The following is a 17,123-nucleotide window of genomic DNA, read 5'->3' as shown; positions in this document are numbered from 1 at the left end:
CTCAGTTGTGGTAGTACCGCATGCCGGTCGAGGCGTGCGGGGCGGAGCCAAGGGTGCCGAAGGTGATGCCGCGCAGGCCGTCGGTGCTCGCCCGCTGGCCGGGGCCCCAACCCGGTTGCGGGGTGCGGGGCCCGTTGAAGGTGCAGAACAGCCGGTAGGTGGTGCCCGTGGGCACCCGGTCGAACTTGGCCCGGAACCGGGCGGCTCGTGCACGGGAGGCGGTGAACTCGGCGTTGCCGTCGCCGGAGGTGGTGTAGGACACCGGGAACTCGATCACCGGTGCCACGGCGCCCGAGGGCTGGTGGCACTCGAGGACGACCGTGTCGAGGGAGCTCTCCTCGATCCACGCCTTGATCGCGTTCTCGTTCTGCACCCAGTCGCGGTGCAGCCGGTCCATGTTGATCCCCAGGTCGGCGAGGATGTCGGTGATGGTGCCGAGGATGACGTCGGTCAGGTGTGTGGCGGTGTGGGTCCGGGTGTAGCTGTAGGTGTACGTGGAGGTCATCGCTGAGTCACCGCCCGTCGCAGGGCCTCACGGTCGATCAGCGGACCGGAGTGGGCAGCCTTCGTCTCCGGAGCGGGCGGGACAGCGTCGGACAACCGGGCGTGACCGTCGGCGGCTGCCTTCACCAACTCCTGGAGCGGGACCGGGGACGGCAAGTGGATCGTGAACTCGTCGGCGCCCGCCGCGCCGGGGACGGGGTTGAGGTTCTCCTCCAACCTCAGCGCCGCCGTGCCGGACACCGTCGTGATCTCGCAATGCACCTTGCCGGCCACCAGGGTGATCGGGTGCTGCTGCAGGTACCCTCCCGCGATCAGCGTCCGCCCGACCGCCTCGGCCACCGACATCGCCTGCACCGCCTCGTCGCGGGACAGCGCCGAGGACTGCGCCACGGTGTCCGCCACAAGGTCCGCGATCACCAACCAGGTTCCGCTGGCGCTGCGCACGGGAGAGGCCGCCACCTGCCTAGTGCGCCGCACGGGACACCTCCGGCTGGCCCGTCTCCGCGACGGCGTTGCGCACCGCGGCGGCCAGGTCTTCTTCGGTGAGGCGGCCGGGGTCCAGCACCGTGTCCAGCCGCTGAGCCAGGGCTTCGAAGACCACCTTGCGCGCACGGCGACCGTCCAACCCCTGAGCCCCCTCGGCGATGCGGTCCATTGCCGAGGAGCGCGCCAGCTCACCCAAGGCCGGGTACTTGCCGGCCAGCGTCAGCAGCGTGGAGGCCAGGATCTCCCGCAGCGCCTCCGGCTCGGGGAGCGGGACAAGGATGGCGGCGTCGGAGCGGGAGAGGAACGCTTCGTCCAGGGCGGTGGTGAAGTTGCTGGTCGCGACGAAGAACAGGTGCGGGTGCTCGGCGGCGTTGAAATCCAAGGCGGTGAGAACAGCGTCGGTGGCGCGGTGGACATCGGCCGGGTTGGCGGCCAACGACGCCGCCGAACGGGCGACCGCCATCGACTCGACCTCGTCGAGGATCACCACGGTCGGCACGCCATCCGACGCGAGACCCGGCACGTACTCGCCGAGCAGCTTGCTGACCCGCTGCTGCGACTGCCCATGCTCGGCGCTCATCAGCCCGTGCGGGTTGATCTCGATCCGCCGGACTGCGCCTCCGCCGACGTAGCGGGCGACCTGCGCCGGCAGACCCCGTGCCAGGGTGGTCTTGCCGGTGCCGGGAGGACCGTAGAGCGTGCACAAACCATGCAACGCCGTCACCGCGAACGGCACGTCAGGCCGCACCAGCAGCGACAACACAGCCTGGTTGCGCAGCCGCTCCTTGATCTCCTTCGGTACCACGATGGCGTCCCACAACGCGGCCTCCGCCGAGTCGGCGGTGATCACCTGGTCCGACAACACGCACTCTTGAACCTTCATCCCGTCAACTCCGTCTCCACGCACGGCAGATAGCCTCAGATTTGGACATCATCTTCTCGTTGGCGGGAACGGTACACGACAGGGCGGACGTTCGAATCAGAACACTCCGCTCGGGTGTGTCCTGCCGGAGGCTGTGTTATTGACCGCTCGGTAACCAAGGTGCGCCTAAGATGCGTGCGGAGCATCAAGATCGAAAATCGTCCGCTCTGACTCGGTGGACGTCGACTGGCGTGGAGGCGAGCGAAGTGAGCGACCCGCAACTGGACCCCGGCGACATCGCAGCCCTGTTCGATCGCGCCCGACTGCGGATGGCACGCGAACTCCGCGGGCTCACCCAGGTGCAGCTGGCCCGGGAAGTCGGCTCCGTCACCGCAGCCTCTATCAGCCAGTTCGAGAACGGACACACCAGGCCCGCCACAGCGACGCTTCGCCGGCTCGCAGTTGCGTTGCGGGTGCCCCTATCATTCTTCGCCGCTCCAGCCCGCCCCCCTGCTCGAGATCAGGTCAACGGTTTCTTCCGCAGCCTTCGATCCACCTCCCCCCGAGATCGCCAACAAGCACTCGCCTACGTGCACCTCGCGCGGGAACTCGCACTTGAGCTCGAAAAACACGTCGCGTTGCCCGACCTCAACCTGCCGCGCGTCCCAATCGACGGAGGACAGCCTCTTCAGTCCGCCGATATCGAACAAGCGGCAGCCCAGGTCCGCGAGCACTGGAACGTCCCACGCGGTCCAATTAAAGATGCTGTGCGACTGCTGGAGATGAACGGGATTATCGTCGTCCGCTTCCGAGTCAACATGGAAAAGGTCGACGCATTCTGTGTCGACTTCCCCGACAGGCCCGTCGTTACTCTCGGGGCCGACAAGGGCCTGCGTGACCGCTCCCGCTTCGACGCGGCTCACGAACTAGGCCACCTGGTCCTACATCGCGTCACTGGAAAAATTGGCGACAAGGCCACTGAGAGGCAAGCCCATGAGTTCGCCGCTGCGTTCCTCATGCCGGCCGACGACATCAAATCCGAACTTCCGGAACGGCTCGACTGGCCTGCATTTCTGCACTTGAAGGCAAAATGGCACGTCTCGCTAGCTGCCCTCCTGATGAGGGCAAAAACGCTCGGCATCATGAGCGAACACACCTTCGCACAGGGATGGAAATCCTTGTCCGTCCGAGGTTGGCGGAAAGTAGAGCCAGGCCCCTTGGGAAATCCGGAGACCCCGGTACTCCTGCAACGCGCACTAGAACTCATGGAAACAACTGGCATCTCCTTCGCCGATTTCATCAATCGTTCCGGACTACCGGAAGCCGACATTCGAACCCTGCTAAGCCGGGATATCAGCGAACGACCCCGCGTGGAGATCTGACCTACCTCAACCGGTCACCCCAGTACCCGAGGACATAAACTCACCCCGGAAGGCTGCGGCACGCGAACAGGCCCGGCACGAGAAGAAGAACGCCAAGGTCGCGGCCAAGGGCCGAAAGGCGAGCTGCAAGAGCGCCCGAAGGCCCTTGTGTACGTGTTCCTGCCGGGCAAAAACCATGGCGGAGGAGGGTGGATGACCGGCTGGTCGGTGGCCGGCGAGTTCGGGTCCATGGCCAAGGGCGCCCCCTGGCACTGGATCGTGGCCAGTACGGCTTGAAACGTGCCGGTCGGGCAGGTGGGCACCGTCATGGTGACCGTCTCGCGCACAGTCAATCTTGTCTCTTCTGCTGCCCGGCGTCCCCGGTGCCCGCCCCCTCACGTCGACCACAGCCTCCGTCGTGCACCAATACCGTCAGAACGCGCGAGAGCTGTTCGCCGCCCGGAACTCCGGCATGAGCGAGCAGCAGATGGTGCCTCGCCCGTGCACTGGGGCACACCTGTTTCCGGGACGGAGGCAGGTGTGCCCACGGCCTTGGCTCGCCTTCACCGACATGGGAGTTCGCCGTCCTCTCCATCGCCCGAGCAGGGCGCGAGCACGCCGGTACAGCCTGCCGAGCTGGTCGCGTACGTGAGGGTCCTTGGCCGCAGCATGCAACGGATCAATGTCAGTGGCGGGTGGCAGCATCGGGCGCATGACGGACACCACGACATTCGACTGGCGGCCCTTCCTGCTCAGGTGGAGCGGGGAGTGGGCTGATTCCCTGCCGGACGGTGAGACGCGGGGTCAGGACGACGAGGCCGCCCGGCAGGCGCGGTGGCTGGGGTTCCCGCCCGCGTCCGAGGAGCGGATCGCCGCCATGGAGGAGCGCCTCGGCCGACGGATGCCCCCGTCGTACCGGGAGTTCCTCAAGGTCAGCGACGGGTGGCGGCACGCGGGCGGGTTCGTGTGGCTGCTGGCGGGGGCCGAGGACGCACGCTGGCACGACGACGAGTCGGGACTCGCGGACATCTTCGAGGAGGACCTGGACGAGGACGCCGGGCCCGAGGAGTGGCGGGAGGCGGACCTCTGGCGGCGCGGGCTGCAGCTCGACGTGGAGTCCGACGCCACCTACGTCTTGATGGATCCCGAGGACGTGGACGAGGACGGTGAGTGGGCCGTGTACACGTGGGCGGGCTGGCGGGCCGCGCCACCGGAGCGGCACGCGAGCTTCCTCGAGTTCATGCGGAACATGTACCGGGGGTTCCACAGTCTGCGGGCGCGCCGGGGCGACGGGGAGCCGGTGTTCGTCAACGACACGACGCGAAAGCTGGACTCCCTGGTGGAGGAGGCCCGGCTGGAGGCGCTGCGCGGCGGCTGGGAACGGGCCGTAAAGGCGCTGGACGAGGCCAAGGGGTACGGCAGGCCGCGGGCCGCCGGGCTGGGCGACCAGATACGCCGCCTGCTCGGACAGACCTCCATGGTGTACTACGACGGCCTGGTGACGGACCCGCGGTATGCGCCCGAGTTGCTGCCGGCGCTGGTGGCCGAGCGCGCGGCGCACTCGTACTGGGACGACTCCACGCTGAGGTCCCGTCTGCGGGGCGCCGACGACGACCTGGTGGCGCTGGCTTACGCGATGTTGGATCAGGTGCGCAGCGGCACGTACCGGTACACGGCGGCCGGACCGTTCGGAGAGGCGGTGGAGCGAGCGTGGGAGCTGGCGCGGTGGGCGGACACCGACGGTGCCTGGCGGACGCTGATGAACGCTCTGCACCTGTGGGAGCCACTGGGACCGGACCACCTGGTGCCGCTGGGGTGGGTGGCCGACCCGGTGCTCGGGCCGCTGCTGACCCCCCAGCGGGGCCGCGAGCTGCTGTCCGCTCCCCGGGGCGGGCAGGCGGGTGAGGCACCGGAGCCGACGGCCGGGCTCGATCCGGGCGGCTTGGCGTGGCTCGCGGAGCCGGACCCGGGCGGCCACCGCACGTGCTACCGGTTCGTCCTGGTGGAGGGGGCGGAGCCGAAGGAACTGCCCGGACGTCTCGCGGACGGGGACGGCACCGTGCTGAACGAACCCATGACCTTCTGGGAGGCGCGCCACAGGTCGCTGCGCAACCGCAGGGAGTTCTCGTCCTACGACGACAGGGCTCTCATGGCGGTCGGCCGGGCCGGTACCGGTTGGAGCTTCGCCTTCGACGGCGACCCCGCCCCGTTCGATCGGCGGCGGTTCGTCTCCCCGGCCGCGGCCGCCGGCGCGGGCACCCGTGCGGTGGTGGTGTGGAGCGGCCTGAGGACACGGCACGAGGAACCGTTCTTCCACCTTTCGGTGGCGCGCGACGGTGCCGAGCAGTACGCGTTCACGTACGCGGACGGAGAGATCCAGAAAAGCGGGGAGATACCACGGGCACTGGACCCGAGCCGGTTCTTCGGCGCCCCGAAGGACGGCGCCGAGGTGGAACGGTCGCTGCTGGAAGCGGCGAGCGGGGAGTTCGGCGCCCACCTGCCGCGTCACGCCATCGTGAACGGGCGGCTGCACACGTTCACCACCCGCTCCTGGACACGGCCGCCGGGGGACGGCGAGACGTACACGGTGATCCGCATGCACTGGGGAACCGCGCGCCCGGCGGACCGCGAGCGGACGGAAGGCGAAGGGCCGGCAAGCAGCTAGAGACCGGCCGAACCGCGCACATCCTCGATGCGGTGAGGTCTCAGCACGGCTGGGGCCAAGTCCTGTCTGCTCGGTCCTCGCCACCAGCTCGGACGAGGAAGGCACGCCGCGTGCCCTGGCACTACCGCTGACCCCAGCGGACAGCGCAATGCTCCACAACGTGCACGGTTCACTGGATGGCACCAGCAGCTGCCCGTTGGGATAGGTTCGTCGATGGCCTACCGCACCATGTTGGAGTCAACTGACATACATGTTCGTAGATTTCGATGACGTTCCTTTCAGCCCGGTGGGAGCGCAACACTTGGTGTGCGGCGCTATCCCCGCCGGCTTTGGGGCACCGGTGTATATCGAGAGCCCGGAAGGTCATCTTCCAAGCGACCTGGCGAGGGAAGCGCTTCAGCAGTACTCACGCCTGCCGAAGGGGCTGCACACCGTCGCCCAGCTCAAAGCAGTGGGGCGGCGCCCGTCGAACCTATTCCGGCCTGACGCCTACGTGCTCGGGCCCCCACAACTGGTTGCCATTCCCGGGGTGCCCACGGGCACCGGGCGCACGACGCCGGGATGGGACGAGACCGTGTACCCGCCGTCGCCTGTCTACCGCGCAGACAAGGCCGTTCCGTTCTCGACGCGCCCTCATGCCGACGAAGCCCAAGCCGTGCGCCGTGAGGCAATCCGTTGGGCACAAGATGCCCTCGACGACCCCGGTACGGTCATTCTGGCAGTCAGCGCCATCGGTTCACCTGCTCCGTCCACCCCGCCTCTGGAGCGGGCCGTGCCCTACGAGATAGCACTCACCTCGACGAGCGGCCGCAAGAGATGGCATCAATTCATCAACCCTGACTGGGAGACGACATACCTGGAGCAGCTTCGACTCGGCAAGGGCGGCCTCGAGGTACTCGAATCCGCGCCCCGTTTCCGCGAGGTGGCTGACACGCTGCTGCGCCGGATCCAAGGCAAGCGCGTCGTCATCTACGGACGCAGCCTCCAGTACGCCGCGCTCTACACGGCGCTGGAGTACGCCTGGCTCGGGGATGGGCTCCCCTACGGGGCGCTGTGGCCGGACACGGCGGACACTCTTGCGCAGTTGGAGCGCAGCCGCTGGGAGTGTGCGCGCCTGCGCCACGGTGAGTTCGACAACGACTGGGATACGGCGGAGGGACACTTCGCGCTACCGGTCGAGGAATCGGCTGCCGACGCGCTCTCCCGATGCCGAATGACCGCTGCTCTACTGCGCCGTATGGCAGATCCGGCTCTGCGCTACGCGGAGCTGAATGCCCGGGCGGAGCGCGCCGTGCGGGACGGCAAGAGCCACCGTCCCAGGTCCCAAGGTGGTCAGCGGCTGAGCCGCATCGCAGCCTCCCGCCATGCGGTGCTCGAGCGGAGCCAGGGGGCTTGCGAGAACCCGCAATGCCCTGATCCCCGCTACACCTCGGCCCTCGGTCGCAACGGCTCCTACTTGCTGGAAGTGGATCACATAGACGATCACGCCAAGGGTGGCGACGACCTGCCCAGGGCCATGATCGCTCTGTGCCCGAACTGTCACGCGCTGAAGACCCGTGGCACGGTGGCCGACTCGTTCCGTGACCTCCTTCGCGCTACGGCGCTCGTCAGGCATCAGGAGTTGCTCACAAAGGATCGTTGAACGTACCCTTCGCTGGCACCGGCAGGCCAACTGTGTTGTGCGCAGTGCTCAGCGGAGCCCGTTGAGGGCTTCTTCGAGCAGGTGAAACCGCACGCGTTCTTGTTCGAGTCGCACGTTGGGGCCGAACTCTCCGTACACCAGGCTGTCGTAGGCATCGGCTTCGTCCGGTGTGAGCGTGCCAAGGGGCAGGTGGGTGGGAGTGTCCTCCTTCACCCACTGGCCTCGGTGCTCCAGGAGAACGTTCCGATTCATCAGGATGGACCGTGTGTGCGGGAAGGCCCGGCGCAGCCGGTCGAGGATGGTGAAGCCGTGGGTGTCCAGGTCGCCCCAGTAGACGAGGCGTGTGCCGTGCAGCCAGGTCAGAGCAGATAGTTGGGTGACGGCGTAGCCTCCGCCGTGGATCACGATGCTGTGAGGTTGGTCGGGGAAGGCGAGGTAGGTGGTCTCGTTCTCGACGACGTACACGGTCGTGATGCCGGGCGGTGGCGCGGCGAACTCGTCTGCGCGGACTGTGAGCTCGCGAAAACCGGCCACTGACGCACCGTCGAGGAGCCGAAACCGCAGGTAGGCGGGCTTGCGCAGGAAGCGGAAGCGGGCGGCGAAGTCGGTGCGTACGGCTTCGGCGTTGACGCGGTCCTCGGGAAGGCACTGCTCGAGGAGGGTGGTCAGGATGGCGCGGTGGCGTTCGATGAACTTGGTGTCCACGCCGGGTACGTCAAGCTGGCGGAGGTAGACCGCTGGGCCGTGGTAGTCGGTGATCCAGCGGATCGTGTCCTGGAGGCGGGGCCAGTCGGCTTCGCGCTGGAGGACCTGCATGGGGTGACCGGTCATCCAGTCGATGAGCTCGGGCAGCGCTTCGCGGGCAGATGTCAGCAGGGTCTGGTAACGGGTGACTGTGGGCGTGACGCCGAGCAGACGCCAGAGGTCGTCGCGGTCGTCGATCCGGACTCGGGCGGGGACGTTGTTCACACCGACCAGGCGCCCGCCGAGGCGGCGGTATCCGATGCGCAGGTGCGGGTGTGCGGTGGGCGCCCAGGATTCGGTCCAGGCGAGGACGTGGTCGTAGTGGCGGGTGATGTCGCCGGCTTTCGGTCCGCGTAGGGGAATCTCAACGGGTTCCCATGGTGTTCCGTCCGCGAGCTGGGTGAGGTAGGTGCCCGTGTTCCAGCGTTTGTGGAGGCGTTCGAGGACGGCCTTTGGCGTGGTCCAGTTGAGGTCTTGATGTGTCGTCATCTCATGCTCCCTGTGCGGCGGCGGGCTGCAGGCCGGCCAGGGTGCGAGCGAGGCGTTCTTGGCGGTACTGGGCGATGGTCAGGGTGCGCAGGCGGGAATGGTGTCCGGTGGGGTTGTCGACGAAGCCGACGGCGGACACGTAGGGCTCGATGACGTGGATCTTCTGCAGCGGGGTGACGATGAGGAGTTGGAGGCCCAGGCGTTTGAAGAGGTCCAGGGCGAAGCGGGCGGATTCCTCCGAGCCGCGGCCGAAGGCTTCGTCGATGACCACGAAGCGGAAGGTGCGGCTCCTGCTGCTGGTGGTGTCGAGCTTGAATTGGTAGGCGAGGGAGGCGGCCAGGATGGTGTAGGCGAGTTTCTCCTTCTGACCGCCTGACTTGCCGCCGGAGTCGGAGTACACCTCGTACTCGGAGTCGTCCTCGCGGCGTCGTTCACTGGCGCTGAAGACGAACCAGTATCGGACATCGGTGACACGTTTGGTCCAGGCCCGGTCGATGTCGGTGTGGTGTTCGCGGCCCTTGAAGCGTTCGATCAGGCGCTGTACCTGGTGGAACTTTTCCTCGGAGTACAGGTCGGAGTCGTCGCCGGACAAGACGTCGTCGGTGCAGGCGCGCAGTTCGGCGGTGAACTCTCGGATCTCGGTGTTGGGCGTCTGCTCGGGCTTGAGCATGATGTAGCGGCCGGGATTATAGTCGATGTCGACCAGCGACTCGTTGATGGTGTTGATGCGGTCGCCGATCTCGTCGGCCCAAATGTTCAACTGTGCGTGGAATCCGGCGATTTCGCGGATCACATTGGTTTTCAGGTAGGTGCGGAACTGGTTCTCGAAGCGCGGCAGGTCGTCGGCGACGAGCTGTTGGTGCAATGCGCGGTAGCCGGGCGCGGAGGCGACGGAGGCGTCGAGTTCGCTGGTCTCGACCTGGTAGGTGGTGTGGAAGGAGCTCATCTGGGCGGCGATCGTCTGGGCAAGGCGCGTCTGCTCCTTGGCCCAGCGGTGCTTGTTGGCTGCCAGCTTTTCGCGCAGCCGGGATTCGGTCTGCGCGCACTCCTGTGCGGTCCGGCATGCCAGGCGGGCGTCAATCAGGTGCTGGTCGAGGGCCGGGAAGTGCGCCTGCGCATCACCGGCTGCGGGTTCGTCGAGTACGGCGCGGGCCTCGTCGCGGGCGCGTTCAGCGGCGTCGCGTTCGCCGCAGACCCTGCCCCAGCTCTGATGGGCGTTCTCGTAGGCGGCTTCCTGTGCGGTGATGTCGCCGGCGATCTCGGTGAGGCGGCGGGTGAGTTCGTCCAGGTCCTTGGAGTCGGCCTGCAGACGCTGCTTCTCGCCCGTGAGCTCGGTGATGCGCCGAACCGCGGACGGCCAGTCGATCTCGCTGTAGTCCGGCATGGCTGCCAGCCGGTCGAGGACTTTGTCACGGCTGATGGCGTCCTCGTAGGCGGCGTCCAGATCTCGCTTCTTCTTCTCCATCTCGCGCTGGGCGCCATGGACCCGTCCGGCCTGGTCCAGGAGGGCATCGATCTTGGCCTGGTTCGTCCAGCCGAGCACGTACGTGCTGCGGTCGTCGATGCGGGTGGTGTCGTTCTTCTCGTGGCGGCCCCGCACCCCCTTGATCAGCCCCTGGGCACTGATGGCGAGTTCGGCGTTCCGGAAGTCCTCCATCGTCGGCACGCAGGTGTGGGAGGCACGGCGTTCGAGCTCGCCGACCAGCCACGGGGCGAACGGCGAGTCGTCGCGCACCTCAAGCTTGGTGAACAGCGCGGTGGACATGCCGGTGGGCAGGCGTCGCGGTGGGAGCTTGTCCGGGACGCGGAAGTACACCAGCTTCGTCCCCAGATGGTGGTCGTTGATCCAGTCGGAGACGCGGGTGTACTGATCGCCGGGGACCAGGAGGGACACGGCAAAACCGCGCAGCAGCCGCTCGGCGGCTCCGGCCCACGCCTGTTCCTCGTCACGAACCTGGATGAGTTCGCCGGCGAACGGCAGGATGCTCTCCTCGATGCCGAGTTCGCGGCTCAGGCGGGTGCGTACCTCCAGCTGCTTGCGGGGGATGTTGCTGCGGCGCGAGCGCAGACTGCGCAGGTCTGCGTTGAGGTCCTCGGCCCGCTCCCTCAGCTGTGCGGCCTCGACCGCGAGTGTTTCCAGAGCTGTGCGCGTCTCCTGCGTGGTCTCGGCAACGTCTTGCTGGGCCCGGGCGACCTCCTCGAACCGGTCGGTGAACTGGGCCTGATCGGTCACCGGGGCCAGCTCGGCCTGCTCCAACAGGGCGGCGTGCTGGCGGGCTCGCCTCTCCTGAGCGGCGCGCTGCTGCTCCGTCTCCTTGATCTGGCGCTCCAGCTCGCCCAGACGACCACCGCCTAGGCCCTCACGCTGCAGTTCCCACCTGCGCTCCTGGGCCCGCAGCCGCCCCAGCTCGTCCTTCGCGGTCTCCTTCTCGCTCTCCAAGCGTGTGAGCGTCCGTTCCAACTCGGCGCGCTGGGCTTCGTGCAGCACCGACGTGCGCTCGGCGATGAAGTACCGCAGGGCGGCCTGCTGTGCGTCGGCCTCGTCGATGCGTGTGGCCAGGCCCTCGTAAGCGTCGCAGTCCTCAAGCAATGGGGTGAGGGCCTCGATCTGGGCGCGGGCGCGTTGAACGGAGTTGTAGGTGGTGGTCAGCGCGTCGAAGTGGCTGACGATGTTGTCGCTCATGGCCGCCGCATCGAACGGTTCGAGCATGTGACTGCGCACGAAGTCGTCCAGGCTGCCCACCGACTTCATCGACACCGTCTGGTGGAAGAGCTCCAACGCCTGCTCGGACTCGAGGCCCATGCGGCGCCGGAAGTCCTTGCTGTAGGGCGGGAACGTCTTGTGGACGCGGACATTGCTCGCTTCGAGTCGCTTCTTCAGGGAGCGCACCTCGGTGCCGAAGTCGGCGAAGTCCCCGGCGACGGACAGCGCCTGGTCGGCGACGAGGAACAGCCGGTCGGGGCTGGTGGCGTTCGCATCCGCCAGCCAGAACACCTGCCCCAGCGTGACGGTCGCCGACAACGCCTGGTTGGTGAACACGCCCAGGATGACGGAGTAGCTGCCCGGCTTGCGCAGCGCCACCGGCTTGGTCGCCCCGGTCGTCTCGTTGCGTTCGGACTTGTAGTGTCCCAGCACGTAGGAACGCAGGCTGCGCTCGCCGCTCTCCGCGCCGGCCGCCTTGTTGTAGGCGATCTTGCGAGCAGGCATGAACAGGGTGGTGATCGCGTCCACCAGGGTGGACTTGCCGGAACCGATGTCCCCGGTCAGCAGTGCGTTGGCGCCGCCGATGCCGAACGTCCACACGTGCTTGTCGAACGTACCCCAGTTGTAGACCTCCAGACGCTCCAGCCGGAAACCGGCCGCAACCAGGTCAGTGGACGCACTCGTGTCGGCGGGGCCGGACTGGGCGGGGATCACAGCTGCTTCTCCTGAGGGTTGTGGGTGGCCGCGTACTGGGCCAGGTTCGTTTCGAAGTCGGCGAGCCACTGCCCGTCGACGAAGGCTTTGATGATCCGCTGCACCTCGAAAAGCTGCTCCTGCCCGCGGGCACGGCGCAGGAACTGGAGGTCCACCACCTTGTTGATGTGGCCGTCGATCTGGTCGACCAGCCGTGCCTCATTGCTGCCAGCGGGGAGGAACATGCGGATCATCTCCACGATCTCGTCCCGGGTGATCATCAAGCGAGTGCCGTCGGCGCCGGCGTCAAACTCGGCGAGCCGCTTGCGCAGCAGCACGACCAGCAGACTGACGGGGTAGGACAGCGAGCGGCGGGGCATCAGCCGCGGCGGCGCCATACGGGCATCGCGGACCTCGTCCTCGTCGTCCGGCTTCGATTGGAGGAAGGCGTAGCCCTCCATCTCGTCGATCACCACGCGCAGCCCCATGACGTCGACGTAGTCCTTCACACCGGCACTGTGATGCAGCAGAGCGTCCCAGGCCCGCTCGTGCTGGTCGCGGAAGACCGGGCCCTTCAGCAGCTGGTTGACCGGCAGGGAGAGGGGGGATAGCTGGCGTGGGGTGGGGGTGGCGGGCGTGGTCATCGCCCCTCCTTCGGGCTGGATGCCCAGGCGATGCCGGGGCTGGTGCGGGCAAAGGTGACCACGGGCACCGTGGCGACCTGCTGGACGTCGTCCTCGCCGGTCCACGCGATCTCTTCTTGTCGGTGGTCGTCGAACACGGTGGTGAACCCGTCGTCCGGCAACGCGAAGTAGGCGACCAGCTCGGCAAGCCCCTGCTCCAAGGGGTGCTCGCGCAGCGTCTCGGCCAACGACACCTGAGTGCGGGAGCCCAGTGCCTGGTGCACCGCGGCGGTGAGCCGAGCCGGATCCACATACACCGCCTCGAACAGAGCGTCGGCCGTGAACTCCTCGTCCCCCGCCTCGATGCCGGTGCTGTCGATCGGCGCCTTGACCAGCGGCGTGTACAGGGGCCGCTCCATCGGCAGGGCGATGGCCGGCGCGGCCGCAGCGATCCCGGCAACCAGATCCACTCCCGGCATATCGCGCAGCGCCAGGGCCTGCGCCTCGATCCCGCGCACGAGCTGCAGGACACGGCGATCCTCCGAGCGCACTTGGTCGTCCAAAAACCGGCGCAGCTGACCCGACAGCTGCCTCACCGTGGTCTGCGTACGTTCGGCTGCCTCCAGCCAGTCCCGGGCCATGCGCCGCATCCTCGGGTCGGGCTCGTCGATGGCCTCCATTGCCTCGACCTCGGCCAAAAGCGTCTTGAGCTCCTCCTGGCGGCTCGGGGCAAGCAGGAAGTCGTAGAACGCCTGGAAGGTACGGCCCTGGTCCGATTCCGCGATGCTCTCGCGGCTGCCCAGTACCTCGTCCAGGAGTTCACCCTTGGCCCCGTCCCACGCTGCGATCTTGCTCCGCAGGTCACGGTCCAGGTCCCGGAAATTCGCCTCGACCTCTCGGAAGTCGGCCAGCAGCCCATGCGCCGTGTCGGTCACCTGCTGATAGCGGTCCCGCAGCGCCGCGCTGTCCAGGACATCCACCTCGCCGGCCTCGACACGCTCGATCTCCAGGTCGATTTCGTGCCGCCGCCGAATGAGTTCCGCCAGTCGCGCCTCGGGATCGGTTTCGGTCCCGAACGTCATCTGCCGGAGCAGATCGAAGATCGTGTTCAGCCGCGACTCCGTACCGACGAACGAACGCTCCTCCAGCGACCTCACCCACGCGACGGCTTTCTCGACCGCGGCCGTGGCGTCATAGTGCGGCTCGTCCGAATCCGGCGGGTAGTACTTGCGCAGCCAGCCGTTCTCCGGTGCCGACCAGCCATCCAGATACGCCTTCGCGGTCTTGGGAAACGTGCCCTGCCCCAGCCGCTCATTGAGGGCGAACAACTCGTCGTCCAGCCGTTCAACAAGCTCCACACCGGCAATCGAGCGCACTCCCTGCTCGACGAACACCTTGTTGAAGAAGCTCAGCATCAGCACAGCGTTGTCGGCCTTCAGCAGCCGCCAAGCAGCGCTCTGCTTTCGCAGGGCGACCAGACGGTCGTAGTCCAGCTCCATGTGTCCTCCCCTCTCACTGCCCCAGCAGGTTCGACCGCGTTCCCCGAACGGATAAAAACCACGCCCTAGCTGGCCTGCACCCATGCACGCACAGGGGTGCACAGGCATTCCGCGTCGGCCACAAAGAACCGTAAAGGCCACCACTGACAACGGGACTCGGCAAAGCCGACGCCTCGGTAGGCCCCGGCAGCCACGGAGAAGGGAAACAGCAGGCAGGAGGGCAGAGGCATCCAGACTCCGGATCATTTCCGATGCTCGGCCCGACAGTCATTTACGAACACAATTTCGAGTGCAGGCCGGATGGCTTTAGCTCGTCTACCGGTGGCACCCTCTCACGTCTGGGCAGACGTGAGGCCGTGCCATCGCATCTGGTTCACGGGCGGTGAGGGGCGGATAGAGGCGCCGTCGACAGACCGGACCACCGGGCAGCGCGAGCAAGTACGCGCAAGATCAAAAAGATCCATGATCCGGTTGAGTCTTCTGCCTGGAACCCAGTCGTTGTTTCCCTGCTCTGGCCACGACAGAGTAGACGCAGGCAGGGCCTCACTGACAAACAGGCGGATAGATCAACGTGCTGTTTTATTCATGCTCGTTGACTGCGACACCGTGTACTTCGCATGCGAGCGCCCGTCGTTCGGCACCAGGCCCTCGACGGCCACCCCTCAGCCGGGCTCGTCCCCCTACGCAGAGACCTCCGCCGGGTCACGCCGACGGGGTCCGCACGGGTCACAGACGCCCCTATAACGCGGGGTGCGGGAAACCGGTCTGACCAGGTTGAAGACCTCGCGGGCTGCGTATCGCTTGAGGCATCGGATGATCTCACGTCGGGTCTTGCCCTCCTGGGTGCGGCGGTCGTAGTACGCCTGGGTGCGGGGATCGAAGCGCAGCCGGGTGAACACGATGCGGTGCAGGGCGGCGTTGGCCTGCCGGTCGCCGCCGTAGTTGAGCCGACGCGAGCGCCCCCGGCCTGAGGAGTACTCGACGGGGCTGACTCCGCACAAAGCGGCGAAGGACGCCTCGGAGTTCAGCCGCTCGGGGGAGTGTTCAATGAACTAGACACACCCGACGCAGCTGGTACGCCCGCCGCCCCAATCAGGACCAAGACCGCTACCGCTACCAGTCCTTCGACGTCACCGCCCTGGCCTGCGAGGGCCACAACGCCTAGGGCAGCCATCTCGCCGACGGCTGGTACCGGGGCCTACGGATTCAACGGCGGCACATGGGACATCTACGGCTGGCGCACCGGGCTCCTCGCCGAACTGCACCTCGAGTACGCCGACGGTTCGACCGACACCGTCGGCACCGGGGGCGGCTGGCGCTGAAGCCCCGGGTCCGTCCTCGCTGCCGGCCTGTACGAGGGCGAGGAGTACGACGTCCGCCGTGAGCTCGCCGACTTCAGCGAAGCCGGCTTCGACGACCCGGCATGGCTGCCCGCCGAGGTCCTGGCGTTCGACACCGGCGTTCTCTTCCCGACCGACAGCCCGCCTGTGCGCCGCACCGAACACCTCGCGCCCGTCGCGGTGACCACCTCCCCCCACCAGCCGCACGATCCTCGACTTCGGCCAGAACCTCGTCGGGCGGCTGCGCATCCGCGTGCGCGGCGAAACCGGCCGCACGGTCACGCTCCGCCATGCCGAGGTCCCGGAGGGCGGCGACCTGTGCACGCGTCCGCTGCGGCACGCCACCGCCACCGACCGCTACGTCCTGCGCGACGACCCGGCGGGTGAGGAGCGGGAACCGCGCTTCACCTTCCACGGCTTCCGCTACGCCGACGCCGAGAGCTGGCCCAGCCCGCTCGACCCCGCCGACGTCACCGCCGTGGTGCTCCACAGCGACCTGCCCCGCACGGGCTGGTTCTCCTGCTCGGACGCCTCCCTGAACCGCCTGCACGAGAACGTGGTGTGGGGTATGCGCGGCAACTTCGTCGACGTCCCCACCGACTGCCCGCAGCGCGACGAGCGTCTCGGCTGGACCGGTGACGTCCAGGTCTTCGCCCCCACCGCGGCCTTCCTCTATGACGTGCGCGCCTTCCTGCGCTCCTGGGTGCGCAACCTCGCCGCCGACCAGGCCGACGACGATCGGGGCGTCTCCCGGTGTTCAGCCCCGACATCCCGGTGATCACCCCTGTTCCCCTCCCGCCCGGCAACCCGCCGATGACCGGTTGGTGCGACGCGGCCGTCATCGTCCCCTGAGTGCTGTACGAGCGCTACGGCGACGCCCAGGTGTTGCGCGACCAGTACCCCTCGATGCGCGCCTGGGTCGACGCCGTAGACCGCCTCACCGGGCCGGGGCGGATCTGGGGCGAGGCATTCCAGTTCGGCGACTGGCTGGACCCAACAGCCCGGCCGACGATCCTGGCCGCGCGATGACCTCGCCCCCGCTGGTCGCCACGGCATACTTCGCGCACTCCGCGCGGCCGCCGGCCCAGGCCGCCGACATCGTGCGGAGCCACCGGGGTCTGCTCGCCGACAGCCGGAACTGACGCGCTGTCCGGCCGTACCGGCGCCCTGCCGTCTCGAAGGGCTCCGACGGTACGGGTGGCAGCCTCAGTCGCTGCGCACGAGCCGTCGAGCCTCGGGTCCAACGACCGCGGCCGGGGCCTCCTCGGGAGAGGCGTCCACCAGCGGCGCGCCCACCCAGGCAACGATCTCCCCTTCCCAGTGCCAGGCCCTCCTCGTCGGCGGGCACGGAGAGCCGTCCTGCACCACGGAGCTCATGGTCAGTGAACGAGTGACACGCGCGATCCGCCACGACAAGCACCTCATCCAGCTGCGTCTGATCCCGCAGCCCACGCTCAGCTGCGATGTCTTCGACGCCAGCGACACCGCGCCCGCGCCTTCGACCAAGGCGG

At 67.6% G+C, this 17,123-nt stretch carries 12 protein-coding genes and 2 pseudogenes; 6 read left to right on the top strand and 8 right to left on the bottom strand.

Translation table 11 applies throughout. The annotated features are described in order from the left end of the window. Nucleotide 1: 1 nt before the first annotated feature. From AB0I73_RS14085 to AB0I73_RS14075, 3 genes are read right to left on the bottom strand one after another with little or no spacing between them, the layout of a single operon-like run. Nucleotides 2–505 (bottom strand): hypothetical protein, encoded by a 504-nt coding sequence (locus tag AB0I73_RS14085; protein ID WP_363037029.1) that lies wholly within the window; start codon nucleotides 503–505, stop codon nucleotides 2–4. Further along, nucleotides 502–948 (bottom strand): hypothetical protein, encoded by a 447-nt coding sequence (locus AB0I73_RS14080; RefSeq protein WP_363037027.1) that lies wholly within the window; start codon nucleotides 946–948, stop codon nucleotides 502–504. The genes AB0I73_RS14085 and AB0I73_RS14080 overlap by 4 nt, the downstream gene beginning before the upstream one ends. Before the next feature lie 19 nt (nucleotides 949–967). Beyond that, entirely contained in the window at nucleotides 968–1,840 is an 873-nt protein-coding gene (locus tag AB0I73_RS14075; RefSeq protein ID WP_363037025.1) for an AAA family ATPase, read from the bottom strand. A gap of 278 nt (nucleotides 1,841–2,118) precedes the next feature. Here AB0I73_RS14075 and AB0I73_RS14070 point away from each other — a divergent pair, with 278 nt between their 5' ends. The 3 genes from AB0I73_RS14070 (at nucleotide 2,119) to AB0I73_RS14060 (ending at nucleotide 7,520) form a co-directional block, all read left to right on the top strand. After that, nucleotides 2,119–3,234, top strand: a complete 1,116-nt coding sequence (locus AB0I73_RS14070; protein WP_363037023.1) for an XRE family transcriptional regulator — start codon at nucleotides 2,119–2,121, stop codon at nucleotides 3,232–3,234. Nucleotides 3,235–3,925: 691 nt separating this feature from the next. Then, entirely contained in the window at nucleotides 3,926–5,878 is a 1,953-nt protein-coding gene (locus tag AB0I73_RS14065) for an SMI1/KNR4 family protein (RefSeq protein WP_363037021.1), read from the top strand. A gap of 250 nt (nucleotides 5,879–6,128) precedes the next feature. Next, entirely contained in the window at nucleotides 6,129–7,520 is a 1,392-nt protein-coding gene (locus tag AB0I73_RS14060; protein WP_363037019.1) for an HNH endonuclease, read from the top strand. A 48-nt stretch (nucleotides 7,521–7,568) separates the two neighbouring features. Here the strand turns inward: AB0I73_RS14060 and AB0I73_RS14055 are convergent, their stop codons facing one another. From AB0I73_RS14055 to AB0I73_RS14035, 5 genes and pseudogenes are all read right to left on the bottom strand, one after another. After that, entirely contained in the window at nucleotides 7,569–8,753 is a 1,185-nt protein-coding gene (locus AB0I73_RS14055) for a Wadjet anti-phage system protein JetD domain-containing protein (protein ID WP_363037017.1), read from the bottom strand. A 1-nt stretch (nucleotide 8,754) separates the two neighbouring features. Further along, the gene (locus AB0I73_RS14050) at nucleotides 8,755–12,171 is read right to left on the bottom strand and encodes an ATP-binding protein (RefSeq protein WP_363037015.1); all 3,417 of its coding nucleotides are present in this window, start codon (nucleotides 12,169–12,171) and stop codon (nucleotides 8,755–8,757) included. Next, nucleotides 12,168–12,794: a DUF4194 domain-containing protein gene (locus tag AB0I73_RS14045; protein ID WP_363037013.1), complete on the bottom strand. Its 627-nt coding sequence runs from the start codon at nucleotides 12,792–12,794 to the stop codon at nucleotides 12,168–12,170. Before AB0I73_RS14045 ends, AB0I73_RS14050 begins: the two co-directional genes overlap by 4 nt. After that, complete coding sequence (locus AB0I73_RS14040) at nucleotides 12,791–14,272, bottom strand: DUF3375 domain-containing protein (RefSeq protein ID WP_363037012.1); 1,482 nt, start codon at nucleotides 14,270–14,272, stop codon at nucleotides 12,791–12,793. The genes AB0I73_RS14045 and AB0I73_RS14040 overlap by 4 nt, the downstream gene beginning before the upstream one ends. Nucleotides 14,273–14,952: 680 nt before the next feature. Beyond that, a pseudogene (locus AB0I73_RS14035) lies at nucleotides 14,953–15,312 on the bottom strand (transposase); the annotation flags it as partial. 309 nt (nucleotides 15,313–15,621) lie between these two features. On the opposite strand from AB0I73_RS14035, the pseudogene AB0I73_RS14030 reads away from it, so the two are divergent. From AB0I73_RS14030 to AB0I73_RS14020, 3 genes and pseudogenes are all read left to right on the top strand, one after another. Then, a pseudogene (locus tag AB0I73_RS14030) lies at nucleotides 15,622–15,714 on the top strand (alpha-L-rhamnosidase N-terminal domain-containing protein); the annotation flags it as partial. Between the two features lie 151 nt (nucleotides 15,715–15,865). After that, the gene (locus AB0I73_RS14025) at nucleotides 15,866–16,390 is read left to right on the top strand and encodes a family 78 glycoside hydrolase catalytic domain (protein ID WP_363037010.1); all 525 of its coding nucleotides are present in this window, start codon (nucleotides 15,866–15,868) and stop codon (nucleotides 16,388–16,390) included. Between the two features lie 74 nt (nucleotides 16,391–16,464). Then, nucleotides 16,465–16,641: a hypothetical protein gene (locus tag AB0I73_RS14020; RefSeq protein ID WP_363037008.1), complete on the top strand. Its 177-nt coding sequence runs from the start codon at nucleotides 16,465–16,467 to the stop codon at nucleotides 16,639–16,641. Nucleotides 16,642–17,123 lie beyond the last annotated feature (482 nt).

This window comes from Streptomyces sp. NPDC050388 (genome assembly GCF_040655635.1).
Classification (GTDB): domain Bacteria; phylum Actinomycetota; class Actinomycetes; order Streptomycetales; family Streptomycetaceae; genus Streptomyces.
This window is presented reverse-complemented; position numbering and strand designations above follow the sequence as displayed.